At 69.5% G+C, this 17,613-nt stretch carries 9 protein-coding genes; 6 read left to right on the top strand and 3 right to left on the bottom strand.

All coding sequences use genetic code 11. The annotated features are described in order from the left end of the window. The first annotated feature begins 59 nt into the window (after positions 1 to 59). Positions 60 to 965 (top strand): pirin family protein, encoded by a 906-nt coding sequence (locus tag FHY05_RS09370; protein ID WP_183944130.1) that lies wholly within the window; start codon positions 60 to 62, stop codon positions 963 to 965. Here FHY05_RS09370 and FHY05_RS09365 read toward each other — a convergent pair. Continuing rightward, positions 952 to 1,959, bottom strand: coding sequence for a bile acid:sodium symporter family protein (locus tag FHY05_RS09365; protein ID WP_183944129.1), 1,008 nt, complete (start codon positions 1,957 to 1,959; stop codon positions 952 to 954). The two genes, FHY05_RS09370 and FHY05_RS09365, sit on opposite strands and share 14 nt — an antisense overlap. A 256-nt stretch (positions 1,960 to 2,215) precedes the next feature. On the opposite strand from FHY05_RS09365, the gene FHY05_RS09360 reads away from it, so the two are divergent. Further along, positions 2,216 to 3,073, top strand: coding sequence for a LysR substrate-binding domain-containing protein (locus FHY05_RS09360; RefSeq protein ID WP_183944128.1), 858 nt, complete (start codon positions 2,216 to 2,218; stop codon positions 3,071 to 3,073). Positions 3,074 to 3,275: 202 nt separating this feature from the next. Here FHY05_RS09360 and FHY05_RS09355 read toward each other — a convergent pair whose 3' ends face one another. Next, positions 3,276 to 5,798, bottom strand: a complete 2,523-nt coding sequence (locus tag FHY05_RS09355; protein ID WP_183944127.1) for a PhoX family phosphatase — start codon at positions 5,796 to 5,798, stop codon at positions 3,276 to 3,278. A 401-nt stretch (positions 5,799 to 6,199) separates the two neighbouring features. Between FHY05_RS09355 and rplJ the strand changes: the two genes are divergently transcribed. Both rplJ and rplL read left to right on the top strand, forming a co-directional pair. Continuing rightward, a complete protein-coding gene (gene rplJ / locus FHY05_RS09350; RefSeq protein ID WP_183923716.1) occupies positions 6,200 to 6,715 on the top strand; it encodes a 50S ribosomal protein L10 in 516 nt (171 codons plus the stop codon). A 68-nt stretch (positions 6,716 to 6,783) separates the two neighbouring features. Further along, positions 6,784 to 7,164: a 50S ribosomal protein L7/L12 gene (gene rplL, locus FHY05_RS09345; RefSeq protein WP_132909894.1), complete on the top strand. Its 381-nt coding sequence runs from the start codon at positions 6,784 to 6,786 to the stop codon at positions 7,162 to 7,164. A gap of 334 nt (positions 7,165 to 7,498) precedes the next feature. Here rplL and FHY05_RS09340 read toward each other — a convergent pair whose 3' ends face one another. After that, on the bottom strand, positions 7,499 to 8,701 hold the full coding sequence (locus FHY05_RS09340) for an LPXTG cell wall anchor domain-containing protein (protein ID WP_183944126.1): 1,203 nt from the start codon (positions 8,699 to 8,701) through the stop codon (positions 7,499 to 7,501). A 282-nt stretch (positions 8,702 to 8,983) separates the two neighbouring features. Between FHY05_RS09340 and rpoB the strand changes: the two genes are divergently transcribed. Both rpoB and rpoC read left to right on the top strand, forming a co-directional pair. Continuing rightward, entirely contained in the window at positions 8,984 to 13,165 is a 4,182-nt protein-coding gene (gene rpoB / locus FHY05_RS09335; RefSeq protein ID WP_183944125.1) for a DNA-directed RNA polymerase subunit beta, read from the top strand. Positions 13,166 to 13,288: 123 nt separating this feature from the next. After that, a complete protein-coding gene (rpoC, locus tag FHY05_RS09330; RefSeq protein WP_183944124.1) occupies positions 13,289 to 17,578 on the top strand; it encodes a DNA-directed RNA polymerase subunit beta' in 4,290 nt (1,429 codons plus the stop codon). Positions 17,579 to 17,613 lie beyond the last annotated feature (35 nt).

The raw sequence follows: 17,613 nt of genomic DNA, 5'->3' as shown, positions 1-17,613 counted from the left end.
AGGTTCCCGCCGCGCCGCCAACCTGCTAGCCCGGTCACCCGCAACCCGAGAGACGCGCCATGTCGACCCGCGACGACCTGATCCTGCAGACGCTCGAGCCCGCTACGCACGATCTCGGCGGCTTCAAAGTGTATCGCACCCTGCCCCATCGCGAGCGCACGATGGTGGGCCCGTTCCTGTTCTTCGACCAAATGGGCCCGGCGCATCTCGCCCCCGGCGACGGCGTCGACGTGCGCCCGCACCCGCATATCGGGCTGTCGACCGTCACCTACCTGTTCGACGGCGCGTTCCAGCACAAGGACTCGCTCGGCACCGACGCGCGGATCACGCCCGGCGCGGTCAACCTGATGACCGCCGGGACCGGCATCGTCCACTCGGAGCGCTCGCCCGCCGACGTCCGCGCCGACGGTCCCGCGCTCGCCGGCATCCAGACCTGGCTCGCGCTGCCCGACGGGCGCGAGGATATCGCTCCCGCGTTCGAGCATGTCGGTGCGGGCGACCTGCCGATCGTCGAGGCCGGCGGCGCGCGCGCGCGCGTCATCATGGGATCGCTGTGGGGGGCACGCGCGCCGACCACCACCTACGCCGACACGATCTACGCCGATGTCGTGCTCGACCCCGGCGCCAGCGTCCCGATCGACGTCAGCACCGACGAGCGCGCGCTCTATCTGGCAGAGGGCGAGGCCGCGCTCGACGGGCTCGTGCTCGAACCGCGCAAGCTCTACGTGCTGCGCCCCGGTACCGCCGCGACGCTGAGCTCGGCGCTGGGCGGGCGCGCGATGCTCGCCGGCGGCGCCGCCTTCGCGACCAAGCGCCACGTCTGGTGGAACTTCGTCCACTCGTCACGCGACGCGATTCGCGAGGCCAAGCGCGCCTGGATGGCGGGCGAGTTCGCGCGCGTGCCCGGCGACGAGAAGGAGTGGATCCCGATCCCCGAGGTGCCCAAGACCGTCAGCTACCCGTGACCGCGGCGAGCGCCGGCGAGGGCGTGGCCGCGCGCTCGGCGTAGCGGCGCGCCAGCACCGCGCAGACGAACAGCTGGATCTGGTGGAACAGCATGAGCGGCAGCACGATCAGCCCGACCGAGGCTGCCGGGAACAGGATCGCCGCCATCGGGATGCCGCTCGCCATGCTCTTCTTCGAGCCGCAGAAGACGATCGCGATCTCGTCCTCCGTGCTGAAGCCGAGCGCACGGGCGGCGGCGCGGGTGGCGAGGAGCACCAGCGTCAGCATCGCGCTGGCGATCGCGACGATCGCGACGAGGTCCACCACCGACACCTGCGTCCAGATCCCCGCCACCATGCCCGCGCTGAAGGCGGCGTAGACGACGACCAGGACCGAGCCGCGGTCGACCGTCGCGGTGAGCTTCGGGTGGCGCAGCAGCCACTGGCCGATCAGCGGGCGCAGCAGCTGGCCGACCACGAAGGGCAGCAGGATCTGCACCGCGATCTCCTCCAGCGCGGCGAGCGACACGCCCCCGCTCGCCGCGGGCATCAGCTGCGCGACGAGCAGCGGGGTGAGCAGCGTGCCGACGAGATTCGACAGCGAGGCGCTGCACAGCGCCGCGGGGACATTGCCGCGCGCGATCGAGGTGAAGGCGATCGACGACTGCACGGTCGAGGGCAGCAGGCTGAGGAACAGGAGCCCCGTCACCGCCGGCGCGGGCAGGAGAGGTCGCGTCGCCGCCGCGGTGGCGAGGCCGATCATCGGGAACAGCACGAAGGTGCTGGCGAACACCAGCGCCTGCAGCCGCCAGTGCGTGAGCCCCGCCCAGATCGCCTCGGGCGCGAGCCGCGCGCCGTATAACAGGAACAGCAGCGCGACCGCGACCGTCACGGCCCCGTCGGCGACGCTCGTGAAGGCGCCGCGCGCGGGCAGCAGCGCGGCGAGCGCGACGGTCGCGATCAGCAGCAGCAGGTAGCGGTCGACGCGCGGCCAGCGGAAGGGGCGGGAGAACATGCGGAGCCTTTCGTTCGGGGTGGCGTCGTTTCGTGAGGAGCGTTTTGGTCGAACCCTACCCCCCCTTTCGTCATCCCCGCGAAGGCGGGGATCCAGACACGATGACGCCGCGCCTCCAGCCTCGAGGTTCGCGCGTCTGGATTCCCGCCTTCGCGGGGATGACGAAAGGGCGGATGGTACCGCTTCAGTCTTCATTTAGGCGATCGTGCTTCATGCACAAACCCGATAGCCGCGATATCGGTGATCATCTAACGTGATGACCATGCCCGACATCGCGCTCGACCTCCTCCGCACCTTCCTCGCCGTCGCCGAGCACGGCAGCTTCACCGCCGCCGCGCGCTCGCTCGATCTCCGCCAGTCGACGGTGAGCCAGCACATCCGTCGGCTCGAGGATCTCGCCGGGCGGCGGCTGATCGATCGTGACACGCACCGCGTCGCGCTCACCCCCGACGGCGAGGCGCTGCTCGACCAGGCCCGCGCGGTACTGGCGGCGAGCGAGCGGCTGACCCGGCACCTCGCCGCGGTGCCGCTGCGTGGGCGGCTGCGGCTCGGCGCGTCGGAGGATTTCGTGCTCTCGGCGCTGCCCGACGTGCTCGCCGGCTTCGCGCGCCGCCACCCGGAGGTCGACCTCGAACTGCGCGCCGGGCTGAGCGAGCACCTCTACGAGGCGTTCGACTCGGGGCAGCTCGACCTCATCTTCGTCAAGCGCCGCAACGGCGACCGGCGCGGCACACTGGCGTGGGAGGAGCCGATCGCCTGGGTCGGGCGCGAGGGCTGGCGCGTCGAGGCCGAGGCCCCGCTGCCGCTGCTGCTCTACCCGCCGCCGAGCGTCACCCGCGCGCGCGCGATCGCCACGCTGGAAGAGGCCGGGCGGACGTGGCGCGTCGCCTTCACCAGCGCGAGCCTCACAGGGCTGAGCGCGGCGGCGCGCGCCGGGCTCGGCGTGATGCCGCACTCGGCGCGGCTACTGCCCGCGGGGCTCGCGGTGCTGCCGCCAGGGGAGTCGCTGCCGGCGCTGCCGACGATGGAGTTCGTGGTGATCGCACCGGGGCACGACCCCGCCACGGCGGCGCTGGCGGCGGCGATGCTCGGTTGGTCGCGCGGGGTGCGGTGAGGATGGCGCGATGACGCTGGCGTCGTAGGGCTAAGCTGTTCCCCGGCGAAGGCCGGGGCCTAGTCGGGATGGCCGTTGTGAAGACACCCGACGTCTCCCACCTGGGCCCCGGCCTTCGCCGGGGAACAGGTAAGCGCACGTCGGTCGCTAGAGACACCGCCGCCGCCGTCGGCCGGGCGGCTGCGCCCTCCTCGCCGTGCGGTCAGAGACCGACGACGCCGCCGTCGGTCTTGGTGATCACGATCGTCGCCGAGCGCGGGCGCGTCGGGGTGGTCACCGCGCCGGCCTGGTTCGCCGGCCAGCTCGACGTGATGTTCGCCGGGCCGCCGTTCTCGCCCGGATGCTGAATGTTGACGAAGAGCGAGCGGCCGTCCGGCGTCGAGGTGATGCCGGTGATCTCGCACTCCTTCGGCCCGACCAGGAAGCGCTTGAGCTTGCTGCCCGGCGCCGCGCCGATGCGCGTGGTGGTCGTGCTGGTCGTGGTGGTGTTGGCCGCCGTGGTCAGCGTGTTGTTGACCACGCGCGTGCCGCCGTCGCCGACGCTGCCCGGCATCGCCGCGAGCAGCATGCAGTTGGTGACGTCGGTATAGGCGCCGTCGTCGGTCTCGATCCACAGCACCGGCGCGACCTGCCCGCTGGCGTTGCTCGGCAGGCCGAACCACAGCCCGTCGGGCGAGGAGAAGTCGTTGCTGGCGTCGAGGCCCGAGAGGTTGATGTTGGTCGGGTCGAGGTCAGCGCCCGAACCGAAGGCGTAGATGTCCCAGGTGAAGCCGGTCGCCTCGGTGGTGTCGCCGGTCTCGCGCAGGCGGATGACATGGCCGTTGGCGTTGCCGCGCGTCGCCTGCGCGCTGGTGGGCGGGTCGGCGTTGACGACGTCGCCCTGCGGCAGCTTGGGATCGGTGTAGGCGCGCGGGTTGGCGGCGTCGGTGGTCGCCGGGGTGCGCGACGAGTTGTTGGTCAGCGTGCAGTACATCTCGCCGTTGACCGGGTTGACCGCGGTCCACTCCGGCCGGTCCATCCGCGTCGCGCCGAGCACGTCGGCGGCGAGGCGCGCGTTGATCAGCACGTCGGCCTGATCGGCGAAGGCGTAGCTGGCGTTGGACGCGGTCAGGCCGTTCTGCCCGAACGTCAGCGGCAGCCAGGTGCCGCTGCCGTCGGCGTTGAAGCGGGCGACGTAGAGCGTGCCGGTGTCGAGATACTTGTCGCCGGTGGCGAGACGGTCGCTCGGCGTCGCGTCGGCCGCGACCCAGGGCGTCGCCGAGACGAACTTGTAGATATACTCATTCTGCGCGTCGTCGCCCATGTAGAAGGCGGGGCGCACGCCCGCGACGACGCGGCCGGCCATGCAGCCTTCGTGGTTCATCCGGCCGAGCGCGGTGCGCTTCCGCGGCGTGGAGGTCTGCGTGTAGGGGTCGATCTCGACGACCCAGCCGAACTGGAAGGGCTCGTTGCGGAAGTCAGCGGTGCCGTCCGCGGCGGCGCTGGCGCCGGCGGTGGCGTTCCAGCGCGCGAAGACGGTGCTCGCCGCGTCGGACGGAGTCACCGTGGTCCAGCCGTAATTGCCGGCGCGGCCCTCGCTGATGCCGTAGCGGGTGAGCGACACGTTCTGCTTGGCGTTCCCCGCGGCGGTGCGGACCGCGGCGTCGCCCGCGGTGCGGCGGAAGTAGCCCGCCCAATTCTCCTCGTTGGTGAGGTAGGTGCCCCAGGGCATGTAGCCGTTGGCGCAGTTGTTGATCGTGCCGCGCCCGGTGGTGCCGTTGGCCGAGTAGAGCGTGCGCAGCGCGGCGTTGCCGCGCACCGGCCCGTTGAACTGCACCGGCGTGTTGGGCGTGATGCGCCGGTTGAGCGCGCTGCCCTGGACGTAGCTCCACGCGCCGGTGTTGCTGGCGCGGGTGACCTCGATCACCGAGACGCCGTGCGCCTCGATCTCCTTGATCGCCTCGGCCTCGGGGCGCGGCGACGGCGACGGGCCGTTGGCGTGAAGATAGGCCTGGGTGATGTTCTCGTGGTTGAGCACCAGCACGCCGCGCGTGTTGTTGGTGGTGTCGGGCGCGTTGCCGCTCGCGGCGAGGCCGAAGAACGACATGCCGTCGTGATGGTCGCCGGCGCGCTGCGCGAAGTTGGTATCGGTGCCGTTGTTGGCATAGGCCGCGACGCCCGCCGCGATCGGGTCGCCGAGGCGGTACAGCACGGTCACCTGATAGTCCGACGGTACGGTGACGACGTCGTTGAGGTTCTTCGCCACCGCGGTGAAGGCGAGCGTCGCGGGCAGCACGGTGACGGTCGAGCGCGCGCTGCTCGAGCCGCTGCCGCCGCTGGCGGTGAACTCGAACACGAGCGCGGTCGACTGGGCGACGTTGGGCGCGGTGAAGGTGATCGAGTTGCCGCTCGCGATCACCGGTACGGTCGGGCCGCTGACCTGGGTGAACTTGGTCGTGCTGGCATTGTCGGTCGCGGTGGCGGTGAGCGTCACCACGCGGCCGCCCTGCGTCTGGACGTTGACGCCGTCGGACACGGTGATGACGTCGTTGCCATTGTCGTCGCAGCCGGCGAGCAGCGCGCCGCCGAACACCGCGGTGGTCATCGCGCTCATCCCGCCCATCATCTGGCGGCGCGAGTAGCGACGCGCGACGAGATCGGCGAGGTGCGGGTTGCGGGTCGGATTGGTGTCGACGTCACCGTCGTCATAGGACGCGGTGGCGAGGCTGAGCTGCTGGTCGGTCATGACGCTCCCTGGGCGCTGTCTGCTTGTGCCGACGCTCTTTGGCCGCGCTCCAAGGCACCGCCACGACAGTTTGATGAGAGCGAGATGACGTGGGTGTTACGCCTACGTGACAGCGGCGACGTGCTTGACTGGCGCGCGCGATCCGCTATGTGCCGCCCCGCGCGTCCCGCCCCCGGGCGATGACGCACCGTCCGAGACAGCGGGTGGCCCCAGGGCCTTAATTCCCCGCCGAGGCGGGGACAGGACCAACGCGGCCGCGGTGCGCCTCTCGAGGGCACGTGCTGCCGCTGCCCGCACGGGCTCCCATTCCCCATCGCTGGACTTTATCGCCGGGCGCCTGCGCACGGCGGTTCGTACCCGGACAGGCGGCCCCGGCCTCCTGTCCCAACGTGGAGAATGGCATGGATCGTAGTCAGAAGACCGCGGCCGTCGCCGAGCTGAACGATACCTTCTCGAAGGTCGGCGTGGTGGTCGTCACCCGCAACCTCGGGATGACGGTGGCGCAGTCGACCGACTTGCGCAACCGGATGCGGGACGCCGGCGCGAGCTACAAGGTCTCGAAGAACAAGCTTGCCAGGATCGCGCTCGACGGCACGGACTATGGCTCGCTCAGCGATATGCTGACGGGTCCGGTCGGCCTGGCCTCCTCGACCGACCCGGTCGCGGCGGCCAAGGTGGCGGTCGATTTCGCCAAGACGACCGACAAGTTCGAGATCGTCGGCGGCGCGATGGGCGCGACGGCGCTCGACCTGGCCGGTGTGCAGGCGCTGGCGACGCTCCCGTCGCTGGACGAGCTGCGCGCCAAGCTCGTCGGCCTCATCGTGGCCCCGGCCACGAAGATCGCGACGATCACCCAGGCACCGGCCGCGCAGATCGCGCGCGTCCTCTCCGCTTACGCGGAGAAGGAAGCCGCCTGATCGGGCAGCTGACCGGCATTTGTTTGTGAACATGGGGCACCTGTCCCCGCTTGATAGGAAGTATGATCATGGCAGACCTGAACGCGCTGGTTGACCAGCTGAGCGAGCTGACCGTCCTCGAGGCCGCCGAGCTCTCGAAGCTGCTCGAAGAGAAGTGGGGCGTCTCGGCCGCCGCGGCTGTGGCCGCTGCCCCGGCCGCCGGTGGCGCGGGCGCGGGTGCGCCGGCCGCCGAGGAGAAGACCGAGTTCGACGTGATCCTGACCGGCGACGGTGGCAAGAAGATCAACGTCATCAAGGAGGTCCGCGCGATCACCGGGCTCGGCCTGACGGAGGCGAAGGCGCTCGTCGAGGGCGCGCCGAAGCCGGTCAAGGAAGGCGTGAGCAAGGACGAGGCCGAGAAGGTCAAGAAGCAGCTCGAGGAAGCCGGCGCGACCGTCGAGCTCAAGTAAGCCGATACCGGATCTCGCGGGTTCGCCCGCGGGTCACGGGCTCAGCAGCAGCGGGGCGGCCTTCCTGGCGGAAGGTCGCCCCGTTCGCGTTGGTGGGGTGTCACGGGGGGACGCGCCGCCGTCCTCGTGCGGTCGAGGGGCCCTGCGCGCCGCCGTCGCGCCCCTCCCCCGTCATCCCGGACGTCGTTCGGGATCACCGGGCCGCAGGAGCAGGTCCCGCGGCGTGCGCGGAGGATGTATCCCGGATCACGTCCGGGGTGACGGCCATGGCTTGGAGGTCGCCGCGCGAGCTCGCGACCGTGGGCGCGACCGCTGCGCACGACCGCGATCAGCGTCAGCGCCGTACCGGCTCGCCGTGTGGCCGCGCGCCGAGCGTCTCGTGCATCCGCGCGGGCGCATCGAGCCAGAACGGCGCGAGCTTCGACGCGCCGTCGCGCTCGACGCCGACCGCGAACGCCGCCGCACTCTGCGCCTCCCCCGCTCCGCTGGCATAGCGCACGTCCACCACCGCGACGGGCACGAACATCGCGCGCCCGCCCATGTCGATGGGTCGGATCGCGGACCGCGGCAAGGTCAGTAGCAGCCGCAGTGCACGCGCCTCGCCTGGCGCGAGCGCGAACGGTGCCACCGCGGGGCGCACACGGGGCTCGGCGAACAGCGCGTCCAGTTCCGCCTGCTGGTCGCGGTGCGCGCTCAGCAGCCGCGCCGCGACGTGTATCGCGTCCGCCGGCGCGTCGCCGGTGTTGACGATCTCCAGCTCGGCGTCGAGCGTCGCGGTGAGCAGGTTGATCCCGCCCCGCCGCGGGCGCAGCGCCAGCGCGAGACGCGCGCGCGCCGCGGCGGACGCGGGCCGGGGGGCGCCTGACGCGGGATCGGTGGGCGATGCCCGCTCCGAGGCGGACGGCGGGTGAGCGCCGGCCTCGGCTGCCGCCGGGGCGGCGGCGACCTCGTCGGCGTCCACCTCTTCCCTGTGTGAACGGCGCCGCCGCCACAGCAGCAGCGCGACGCCGCCCAGCAGGATGAGCCCGGCCGCGATCAGCCAGTCGGCCCGCCACAACGGCGCCGGCGGGCCGGAGGCGGGAGGAGGCACTGGTACGATGCTGGTCGCCGCGGCGCTGGGCAACGCCGTCGGCGACGGTGTCGCGACGGCGGCCGCGATGGCCGGTGTCAGCGACGGACTTGGTGCGGCAACCGGCGCGGCGACGGCGCTTGGCGCACTTCCGGCCGGTGTCGCGGCGCCGCGTGGGATCGGGGTCTGGGCGGCGCGCGGGGTCGCACTCGCCCGCGGCGACGGCACGGGTGTCGCGCGGGCGGTGGGCGCCGGGCGCGGTGTCGGCGCGACTCGCACCGGCGCGACCACCGCGGGGGCGCTCGGCGTCGCACCGGGGCCCGGCGGCAGCGACCAGGTGATCGGCGGCGGTACCGCCGAGTCGGCGGGCGGGACGGTGGTGACGGGCGCCGGCGTCGCCTGCTGCGCCGACGCAGGCAGAGCGAGCGGCGCGGCCGCCAGCAGGACGAGGAGGTTACGCGTGGACATCGCCGCATGCGCTACCGCGCTCACGGGCGAGGTCAACCGCCCTGCCCCGGGCCGCCGCGCCGCCCCCGCCCGGTTGACGCTCCAACACGACGAGCCTATATCCCGCTCACTTCCTTCGATCTCGGGACATGGCACGCCGTCGCGCAGCGGGCCATACGTATGGGTCGAGGGGTTCAGGACGCTGAAGGTCGCCGTCTCCCGCTTGGCTGGGATCAGACGCGCGGCCTTTCGCCGTTCGGTTCCATGCGCCCGTATATTCTGGCTGACGAGGCACACGCTCCTATGGCAACCAAGGCGATCGACGCGGGCTCCGCGCGCTCCGACCGGCTCAGCGGCACGCGCAAGCGGCGCATCCGCAAGGTCTTCGGCAACATCCACGAAGTCGTGCAGATGCCGAACCTGATCGAGGTCCAGCGCGAGAGCTACGAGCAGTTCCTGCGCTCGGATCCCTCGATCGGCTATGTCTCGGGTCTCGAGAAGACGCTGCGCAGCGTGTTCCCGATCCGCGACTTCGCCGGCACCGCCGAGCTCGACTTCGTGACCTACGAGCTCGAGCCGCCGAAGTTCGACGTCGAGGAGTGCCGCCAGCGCGGCATCACCTATGCCGCGCCGATGCGTGTCACGCTGCGCCTGATCGTGTTCGAGGTGGATCCCGATACGGAGACCCGCTCGGTGCTCGATATCAAGGAGCAGGACGTCTACATGGGCGACATGCCGCTCATGACCGAGAACGGCACCTTCTTCATCAACGGCACCGAGCGCGTGATCGTGTCGCAGATGCACCGGTCGCCGGGCGTGCTGTTCGACCACGATCGCGGCAAGACGCACGCGAGCGGCAAGTATCTCTTCGCCGCGCGCGTCATCCCCTATCGCGGCTCGTGGCTCGACTTCGAGTTCGACGCCAAGGACATCGTCAATGTCCGCATCGACCGGAAGCGCAAGCTGCCGGTGACGGCGCTGCTGTACGCGCTCGGCCTCAACTCGGAAGAGATCCTCAACCACTTCTACAACCGCGTCACCTACGTGCGCGGCGAGGGTGGCTGGCAGATCCCGTTCGCGGCGGAGAACTGGCGCGGCGTGAAGCCGACGTTCGACCTGATCGACGCCGCCTCCGGCGAGGTGGTGTTCGCCGCGGGCACCAAGGTGACCCCGCGCGCCGCCAACAAGGCGGCCAAGGACGGGCTGCAGACGCTGCTGATCCCCACCGAGGAGATCTACGGCCGCTACTCCGCCTACGACCTGATCAACGAGAAGACCGGCGAGATCTACGTCGAGGCCGGTGACGAGATGGGGCCGGAGAGCCTCGAGAAGCTCGACAAGGCCGGGATCGACCGGATCGAGCTGCTCGACATCGACCATGTCACCACCGGTCCGTGGATCCGCAACACGCTCAAGGCCGACAAGGCCGAGGAGCGCGAGCAGGCGCTGTCCGACATCTATCGCGTGATGCGCCCCGGCGAGCCGCCGACGCTCGAGACCGCGGAGTCGCTGTTCGCCGGCCTGTTCTTCGATCCGGACCGCTACGACCTGTCGGCGGTGGGCCGCGTCAAGCTCAACATGCGCCTCGACCTCGACGCCGAGGACACGGTGACGACGCTTCGCACCGAGGACATCCTCGCTGTCGTCAAGACGCTGGTCGACCTCAAGGACGGCAAGGGCGAGATCGACGACATCGACAATCTCGGCAACCGCCGCGTCCGCTCGGTCGGCGAGCTGCTCGAGAACCAGTATCGCGTCGGCCTGCTGCGCATGGAGCGCGCGGTGAAGGAGCGCATGTCGTCGGTCGACGTGTCGACGGTGATGCCGAACGACCTGATCAACGCCAAGCCCGCGGTCGCGGCGGTGCGCGAGTTCTTCGGCTCGTCGCAGCTGTCGCAGTTCATGGACCAGACCAACCCGCTCTCCGAGGTGACGCACAAGCGTCGCGTCTCGGCGCTCGGGCCGGGCGGTCTGACGCGTGAGCGCGCCGGCTTCGAGGTCCGCGACGTCCACCCGACGCACTACGGCCGGATCTGCCCGATCGAGACGCCGGAAGGCCCGAACATCGGCCTGATCAACTCGCTCGCGAGCTTCAGCCGCGTCAACAAGTACGGCTTCATCGAGACGCCGTACCGCAAGGTCGTCGACAACAAGGTCACCGGTGAGGTGGTCTATCTGTCGGCGATGGAAGAGGCCAAGCACACGATCGCGCAGGCCTCGGCCGACCTCGACGCGGACGGCCGGCTGACCGAGGAGCTCGTCTCCGCGCGTCAGGCGGGCGAGTTCCTGATGGCGCTGCCCGAGACGATCACGCTGATGGACGTGAGCCCCAAGCAGCTCGTGTCGGTCGCGGCGTCGCTGATCCCGTTCTTGGAGAACGACGACGCCAACCGCGCGCTGATGGGCTCGAACATGCAGCGCCAGGCGGTGCCGCTGGTCAAGGCCGAGGCGCCGTTCGTCGGCACGGGCATGGAGGAGACCGTCGCGCGCGACTCGGGCGCGGCGATCGCCGCCAAGCGCGCCGGCGTGGTCGACCAGGTCGACGCCAGCCGCATCGTCATCCGAGCCACGGGTGACGTCAGCGCGACCGAGTCGGGCGTCGACATCTACACGCTGATGAAGTTCCAGCGCTCGAACCAGTCGACCTGCATCAACCAGCGCCCGCTGGTGAAGGTGGGCGACGTGGTCAACGTCGGCGACGTCATCGCGGACGGCCCGTCGACCGAGTTCGGCGAGCTGGCGCTGGGCCGCAACGCGCTCGTCGCGTTCATGCCGTGGAACGGGTATAACTACGAGGACTCGATCCTCATCTCCGAGCGGATCGTGAAGGACGACGTGTTCACGTCGATCCACATCGACGAGTTCGAGGTGATGGCGCGCGACACCAAGCTCGGGCCCGAGGACATCACCCGCGACATCCCCAACGTCGGCGAGGAGGCGCTGCGCAACCTCGACGAGGCGGGCATCGTCTACATCGGCGCCGAGGTGGAACCGGGCGACATCCTGGTCGGCAAGATCACGCCCAAGGGCGAGAGCCCGATGACGCCGGAGGAGAAGCTGCTCCGCGCCATCTTCGGCGAGAAGGCCAGCGACGTGCGCGACACCTCGCTGCGCCTGCCGCCGGGCGTCGCCGGGACGATCGTCGACGTGCGCGTGTTCAATCGCCACGGCATCGACAAGGACGAGCGCGCGATGGCGATCGAGCGCGAGGAGATCGAGCGCCTGAAGAAGGACTCGGACGACGAGCGCACCATCCTCAACCGCGCCACCTGGTCGCGCCTGCGCGAGATGCTGCTCGACCAGGTCGCGACGGCGGTGCCGAAGGGCCTGAAGAAGGGCGCCACGATCGACATGGACCTGCTGGACAGCGTCGACCGCCACGAGTGGTGGAAGTTCGCGGTGCAGGACGACGCGGTCCAGGCCAACCTGGAAGCGGTCAAGGCGCAGTATGACGAGGCCGCCAAGAAGATCCGCGACAAGTTCGAGGATCGGCGCGAGAAGCTGGAGCGCGGCGACGAGCTGCCGCCGGGCGTGCTCAAGATGGTCAAGGTGTTCGTCGCGGTGAAGCGCAAGCTTCAGCCGGGCGACAAGATGGCCGGCCGCCACGGCAACAAGGGCGTGATCAGCCGCATCCTGCCGGTGGAGGACATGCCGTTCCTCGCCGACGGGACGCCGGTGGACCTCGTGCTCAACCCGCTGGGCGTGCCGTCGCGCATGAACGTCGGGCAGATCTTCGAGACCCACCTGGGCTGGGCCGCGCGCGGCCTGGGCCAGCAGATCTCGCACGCGCTCGAGGACTGGCGCGAGGCCAACCCCGACGCCACCGCGGGCGAGATGCCCGCGGCGGTGAAGGAGCGGCTCGAGACGGTCTACGGCGAGCATTATCTCGACGACATCCGCGCCCGCGACGGCAACGAGATCGTCGAGCTGGCGCAGAACCTGAAGGCGGGCGTGCCGATGGCGACGCCGGTGTTCGACGGCGCGGTGGAAGCCGATGTCGCCGAGATGCTGGAGCTCGCCGGGCTCGATCGTTCGGGCCAGTCGGACCTGTTCGACGGGCGCACCGGTGATCAGTTCGACCGCAAGGTGACCGTGGGCATCATCTACATGCTCAAGCTGCACCACCTCGTCGACGACAAGATCCACGCACGCTCGATCGGGCCCTACTCGCTCGTCACCCAGCAGCCGCTGGGCGGCAAGGCGCAGTTCGGCGGCCAGCGCTTCGGCGAGATGGAGGTGTGGGCGCTCCAGGCCTATGGCGCCGCCTACACGCTGCAGGAGATGCTGACGGTGAAGTCCGACGACGTCGTCGGCCGCACCAAGGTCTACGAGGCGATCGTCAAGGGCGACGACACGTTCGAGGCCGGCATCCCCGAGAGCTTCAACGTACTCGTCAAGGAGATGCGCTCGCTGGGTCTCAACGTCGATCTCAAGACGATGGACCTGGGCGTGGACGAGGACGGCGTCGCGATCGCGGCGGAGTAACGCTTCCTGTCCCCCTCTCCTTCGGGAGAGGGGCTAGGGGTGGGCCGTGCCGCGCACGCCCGCCCGCCGACGGCCCCCACCCCAACCCCTCCCCTGAAGGCGGAGGGGCTAAGGAGTGAAGAGATGAACGAACTGACCAATTTCGCCAATCCGCTCGCCAAGCCGGAGACGTTCGACCAGATCCAGATCGGGATCGCCTCGCCGGATAAGATCCGCAGCTGGTCGTTCGGCGAGATCAAGAAGCCCGAGACGATCAACTATCGCACATTCAAGCCCGAGCGTGACGGCCTGTTCTGCGCGCGCATCTTCGGTCCGATCAAGGACTATGAGTGCCTGTGCGGCAAGTACAAGCGCATGAAGTACAAGGGCATCGTCTGCGAGAAGTGCGGCGTCGAGGTGACCGTCTCGAAGGTCCGCCGCGAGCGCATGGGCCATATCGAGCTGGCCGCCCCGGTCGCGCACATCTGGTTCCTGAAGTCGCTGCCGTCGCGCATCGGCCTGTTGCTCGACATGCAGCTCAAGCAGCTCGAGCGCGTGCTGTACTTCGAGGCGTATATCGTGATCGAGCCGGGCCTGACCCCGCTCGAGAAGTACCAGCTGCTCACCGAGGACGAGCTGCTCGAGGCGCAGGACGAGTATGGCGAGGACGCCTTCTCGGCCGGCATCGGCGCCGAGGCCGTCCGCATCATGCTCGAGAGCCTCGACCTCGAGGGTGAGAAGGTCGCGCTGCTCGAAGAGCTGGCGACCACCAAGTCCGAGCTGAAGCCCAAGAAGATCATCAAGCGGCTCAAGGTCGTCGAGAGCTTCCTCGAGTCGGGCAACCGGCCCGAGTGGATGATCCTCGAGGTGATCCCGGTGATCCCGCCCGAGCTGCGTCCGCTGGTGCCGCTCGACGGCGGCCGCTTCGCCACGTCGGACCTCAACGACCTGTACCGCCGCGTCATCAACCGCAACAACCGGCTGAAGCGGCTGATGGAGCTGCGCGCGCCCGACATCATCGTGCGCAACGAGAAGCGCATGCTGCAGGAAGCGGTCGACGCTTTGTTCGACAACGGCCGTCGCGGCCGCACGATCACGGGCGCCAACAAGCGTCCGCTGAAGTCGCTGTCCGACATGCTCAAGGGCAAGCAGGGTCGCTTCCGCCAGAACCTGCTCGGCAAGCGCGTCGACTATTCGGGCCGCTCGGTGATCGTGACCGGTCCGGAGCTGAAGCTGCACCAGTGCGGCCTGCCCAAGAAGATGGCGCTCGAGCTGTTCAAGCCGTTCATCTACGCGCGCCTCGACGCCAAGGGTCTGTCCATGACCCTGAAGCAGGCGAAGAAGTGGGTCGAGAAGGAGCGCAAGGAAGTCTGGGATATCCTGGACGAGGTGATCCGCGAGCATCCGGTGCTGCTCAACCGCGCGCCGACGCTCCACCGGCTCGGGATCCAGGCGTTCGAGCCGGTGCTGATCGAGGGCAAGGCGATCCAGCTCCACCCGCTGGTCTGCTCCGCGTTCAACGCCGACTTCGACGGCGACCAGATGGCCGTGCACGTCCCGCTGTCGCTCGAAGCGCAGCTGGAAGCGCGCGTGCTGATGATGTCGACCAACAACATCCTCAGCCCGGCCAACGGCAAACCGATCATCGTGCCCTCGCAGGACATGGTGCTGGGCCTCTATTACCTGTCGATGGAGAAGCAGGGCGAGCCCGGCGAGGGCATGCTGCTCGGCGACATGGCCGAGGTGCACCAGGCGCTCTACGCCGGCGCGGTGACGCTCCACTCGAAGATCATCAGCCGCGTGCCGCAGACCGACGAGAACGGTAAGCAGTATCTCAAGCGCTTCGAGACCACCCCGGGCCGCATGCTGCTGGGCGAGACGCTGCCGAAGAGCCACAAGGTGCCCTTCGACGTCGTCAACCGGCTGCTGACCAAGAAGGACGTCGGCGACGTCATCGACGAGGTGTACCGCCACACCGGCCAGAAGGAGACCGTGCTGTTCGCCGACGCGATCATGGCGCTCGGCTTCCGCCACGCGTTCCGCGCCGGCATCTCGTTCGGCAAGGATGACATGATCATCCCGGGCGACAAGGAGCAGCTGGTCGACGAGACGCGTGACCAGGTGAAGGACTATGAGCAGCAGTATCAGGACGGCCTAATCACGCAGCAGGAGAAGTACAACAAGGTGATCGACGCCTGGAGCCGCTGCGGCGACCAGGTGGCAGCCTCGATGATGAACGAGATCAAGGCGGTGAAGGTCGACCCGGAGACGGGCCGCGAGAAGCCGATCAACTCGATCTACATGATGGCGCACTCGGGTGCGCGTGGCTCGCAGGCGCAGATCAAGCAGCTCGCGGGTATGCGCGGCCTCATGGCCAAGCCGTCGGGCGAGATCATCGAGACGCCGATCATCTCGAACTTCAAGGAAGGCCTGACCGTCCTCGAATACTTCAACTCGACCCACGGCGCCCGTAAGGGCCTCGCGGACACCGCGTTGAAGACCGCCAACTCGGGATATCTCACCCGCCGCCTCGTCGACGTGTCGCAGGACTGCGTCATCATCGAGGAGGATTGCGGCACCGAGCGCGCGCTCGAGATGAAGGCGATCGTGCAGGGCGGCTCGACGATCGCGTCGCTCGGCGAGCGCATCCTCGGCCGCACCACGGCCGAGGACGTGGTCGACGCCAAGACGGGCAAGGTGGCGATCCCGATCGGCACGTTGCTCGACGAGCCGATGGTCGCGCAGATCGAGGCGCTGGGCATCCCGTCGATGAAGATCCGCTCGCCGCTGGTCTGCGAGAGCAAGGTCGGCGTCTGCGGCAAGTGCTACGGGCGTGACCTCGCGCGCGGCACGCCGGTCAACATCGGCGAGGCGGTCGGTGTGATCGCGGCGCAGTCGATCGGCGAGCCGGGCACGCAGCTGACGATGCGGACCTTCCACATCGGCGGCGCGGCGCAGCTCAACGAGCAGTCGAACCTCGAGGCGCCGGTCGACGGCACGGTCGAGTTCCGCGACGTGCGCGTGATCGAGGACCAGCGCGGCCGTCGCGTCGTGCTGAGCCGCTCGGCCGAGATCGCGATCGTCGACATGGACGGGCGCGAGCTGGCGGTCCACAAGATCCCGTACGGCGCGTACGTGATGTTCGACGACGGCCACATCGTCTCCAAGGGCGACCGCATGGCCGAGTGGGATCCGTTCACCATGCCGGTGATCACGGAGACCGGCGGTACCGTGAAGTTCCAGGACCTGATCGAGGGCAAGACGCTCACCGAGCAGGTCGACGAGGCGACCGGTATCGCGCAGCGCGTGGTGACCGAGTATCGCGCGACCACCAAGTCGAAGGAGGATCTGCGCCCGCGCATGACCCTGCTCGACGAGGGCTCGGGCGAGGCGGCGCGCTACCTGCTGGCGCCGGGCGCGGTGCTGTCGGTGGAGGACAATGCGACGGTGCAGGCGGGCGACGTGCTCGCCCGTGTGGCGCGCGAGTCCGCCAAGACGCGCGACATCACCGGCGGTCTGCCGCGCGTCGCCGAGCTGTTCGAGGCGCGCAAGCCCAAGGAGAACGCGATCATCGCCAAGGTCTCGGGCCGTGTCGTGTTCGGCAAGGACTACAAGGCGAAGCGCAAGATCGGCATCCAGCCCGAGGACGGCGGCGAGGTCGTCGAGTATCTCGTGCCCAAGTCGAAGGTGATCGACGTTCAGGAAGGCGACTACGTCAAGCGTGGCGACAACCTGATCGGCGGCAGCCCCGACCCGCACGACATCCTCGAGGTGCTCGGCATCGAGCCGCTGGCGGAATATCTCGTGTCGGAGATCCAGGAGGTCTATCGTCTCCAGGGCGTGAAGATCAACGACAAGCACATCGAGACGATCGTCCGCCAGATGCTCCAGAAGGTCGAGATCACCGAGAGCGGCGACACCACGCTGCTCGTCGGTGAGCAGGTCGACCGCGAGGAGATGGACGCGATCAACGAGAAGCTGGAGGACGGCCAGGCGCGCGCCGCGGGCAAGCCGATCCTGCTGGGCATCACCAAGGCGTCGCTGCAGACCCGCAGCTTCATCTCGGCGGCGTCGTTCCAGGAGACCACCCGCGTCCTCACCGAGGCGGCGGTCCAGGGCAAGCAGGACACGCTGATGGGCCTGAAGGAGAACGTGATCGTCGGCCGGCTGATCCCGGCGGGCACCGGCGCGGGCATGAACCGCCTGCGCGTGGCGGCCTCGTCGCGTGACGCCGCGCTGCGCGTCCAGCAGCGCAAGCTGCAGGAGGCGATGATCGCGGCGGGCTCGGCCGGCACCGCGTCGCAGACCCGCGCCGCCGAGGTCGCGCGCAGCCCGCGCGACGACGCCGGCACCGGCAGCGATCCGCTGGCGGCGGTGGTGCCCTCGGGCACCGGTTCCGACGCCGACGCGGGCGAGTATCTCAACGAGGAGTGAGGCGCTCAGGGCCGCGCCGCGCGTCGCCCGGTGAC

The sequence above is a fragment of the Sphingomonas sp. BK580 genome, from assembly GCF_014194975.1.
Classification (GTDB): Bacteria; Pseudomonadota; Alphaproteobacteria; order Sphingomonadales; family Sphingomonadaceae; genus Sphingomonas.
The sequence above is the reverse complement of the archived record's forward strand: the minus strand, read 5'-3'. Positions and strand labels throughout refer to the sequence as shown.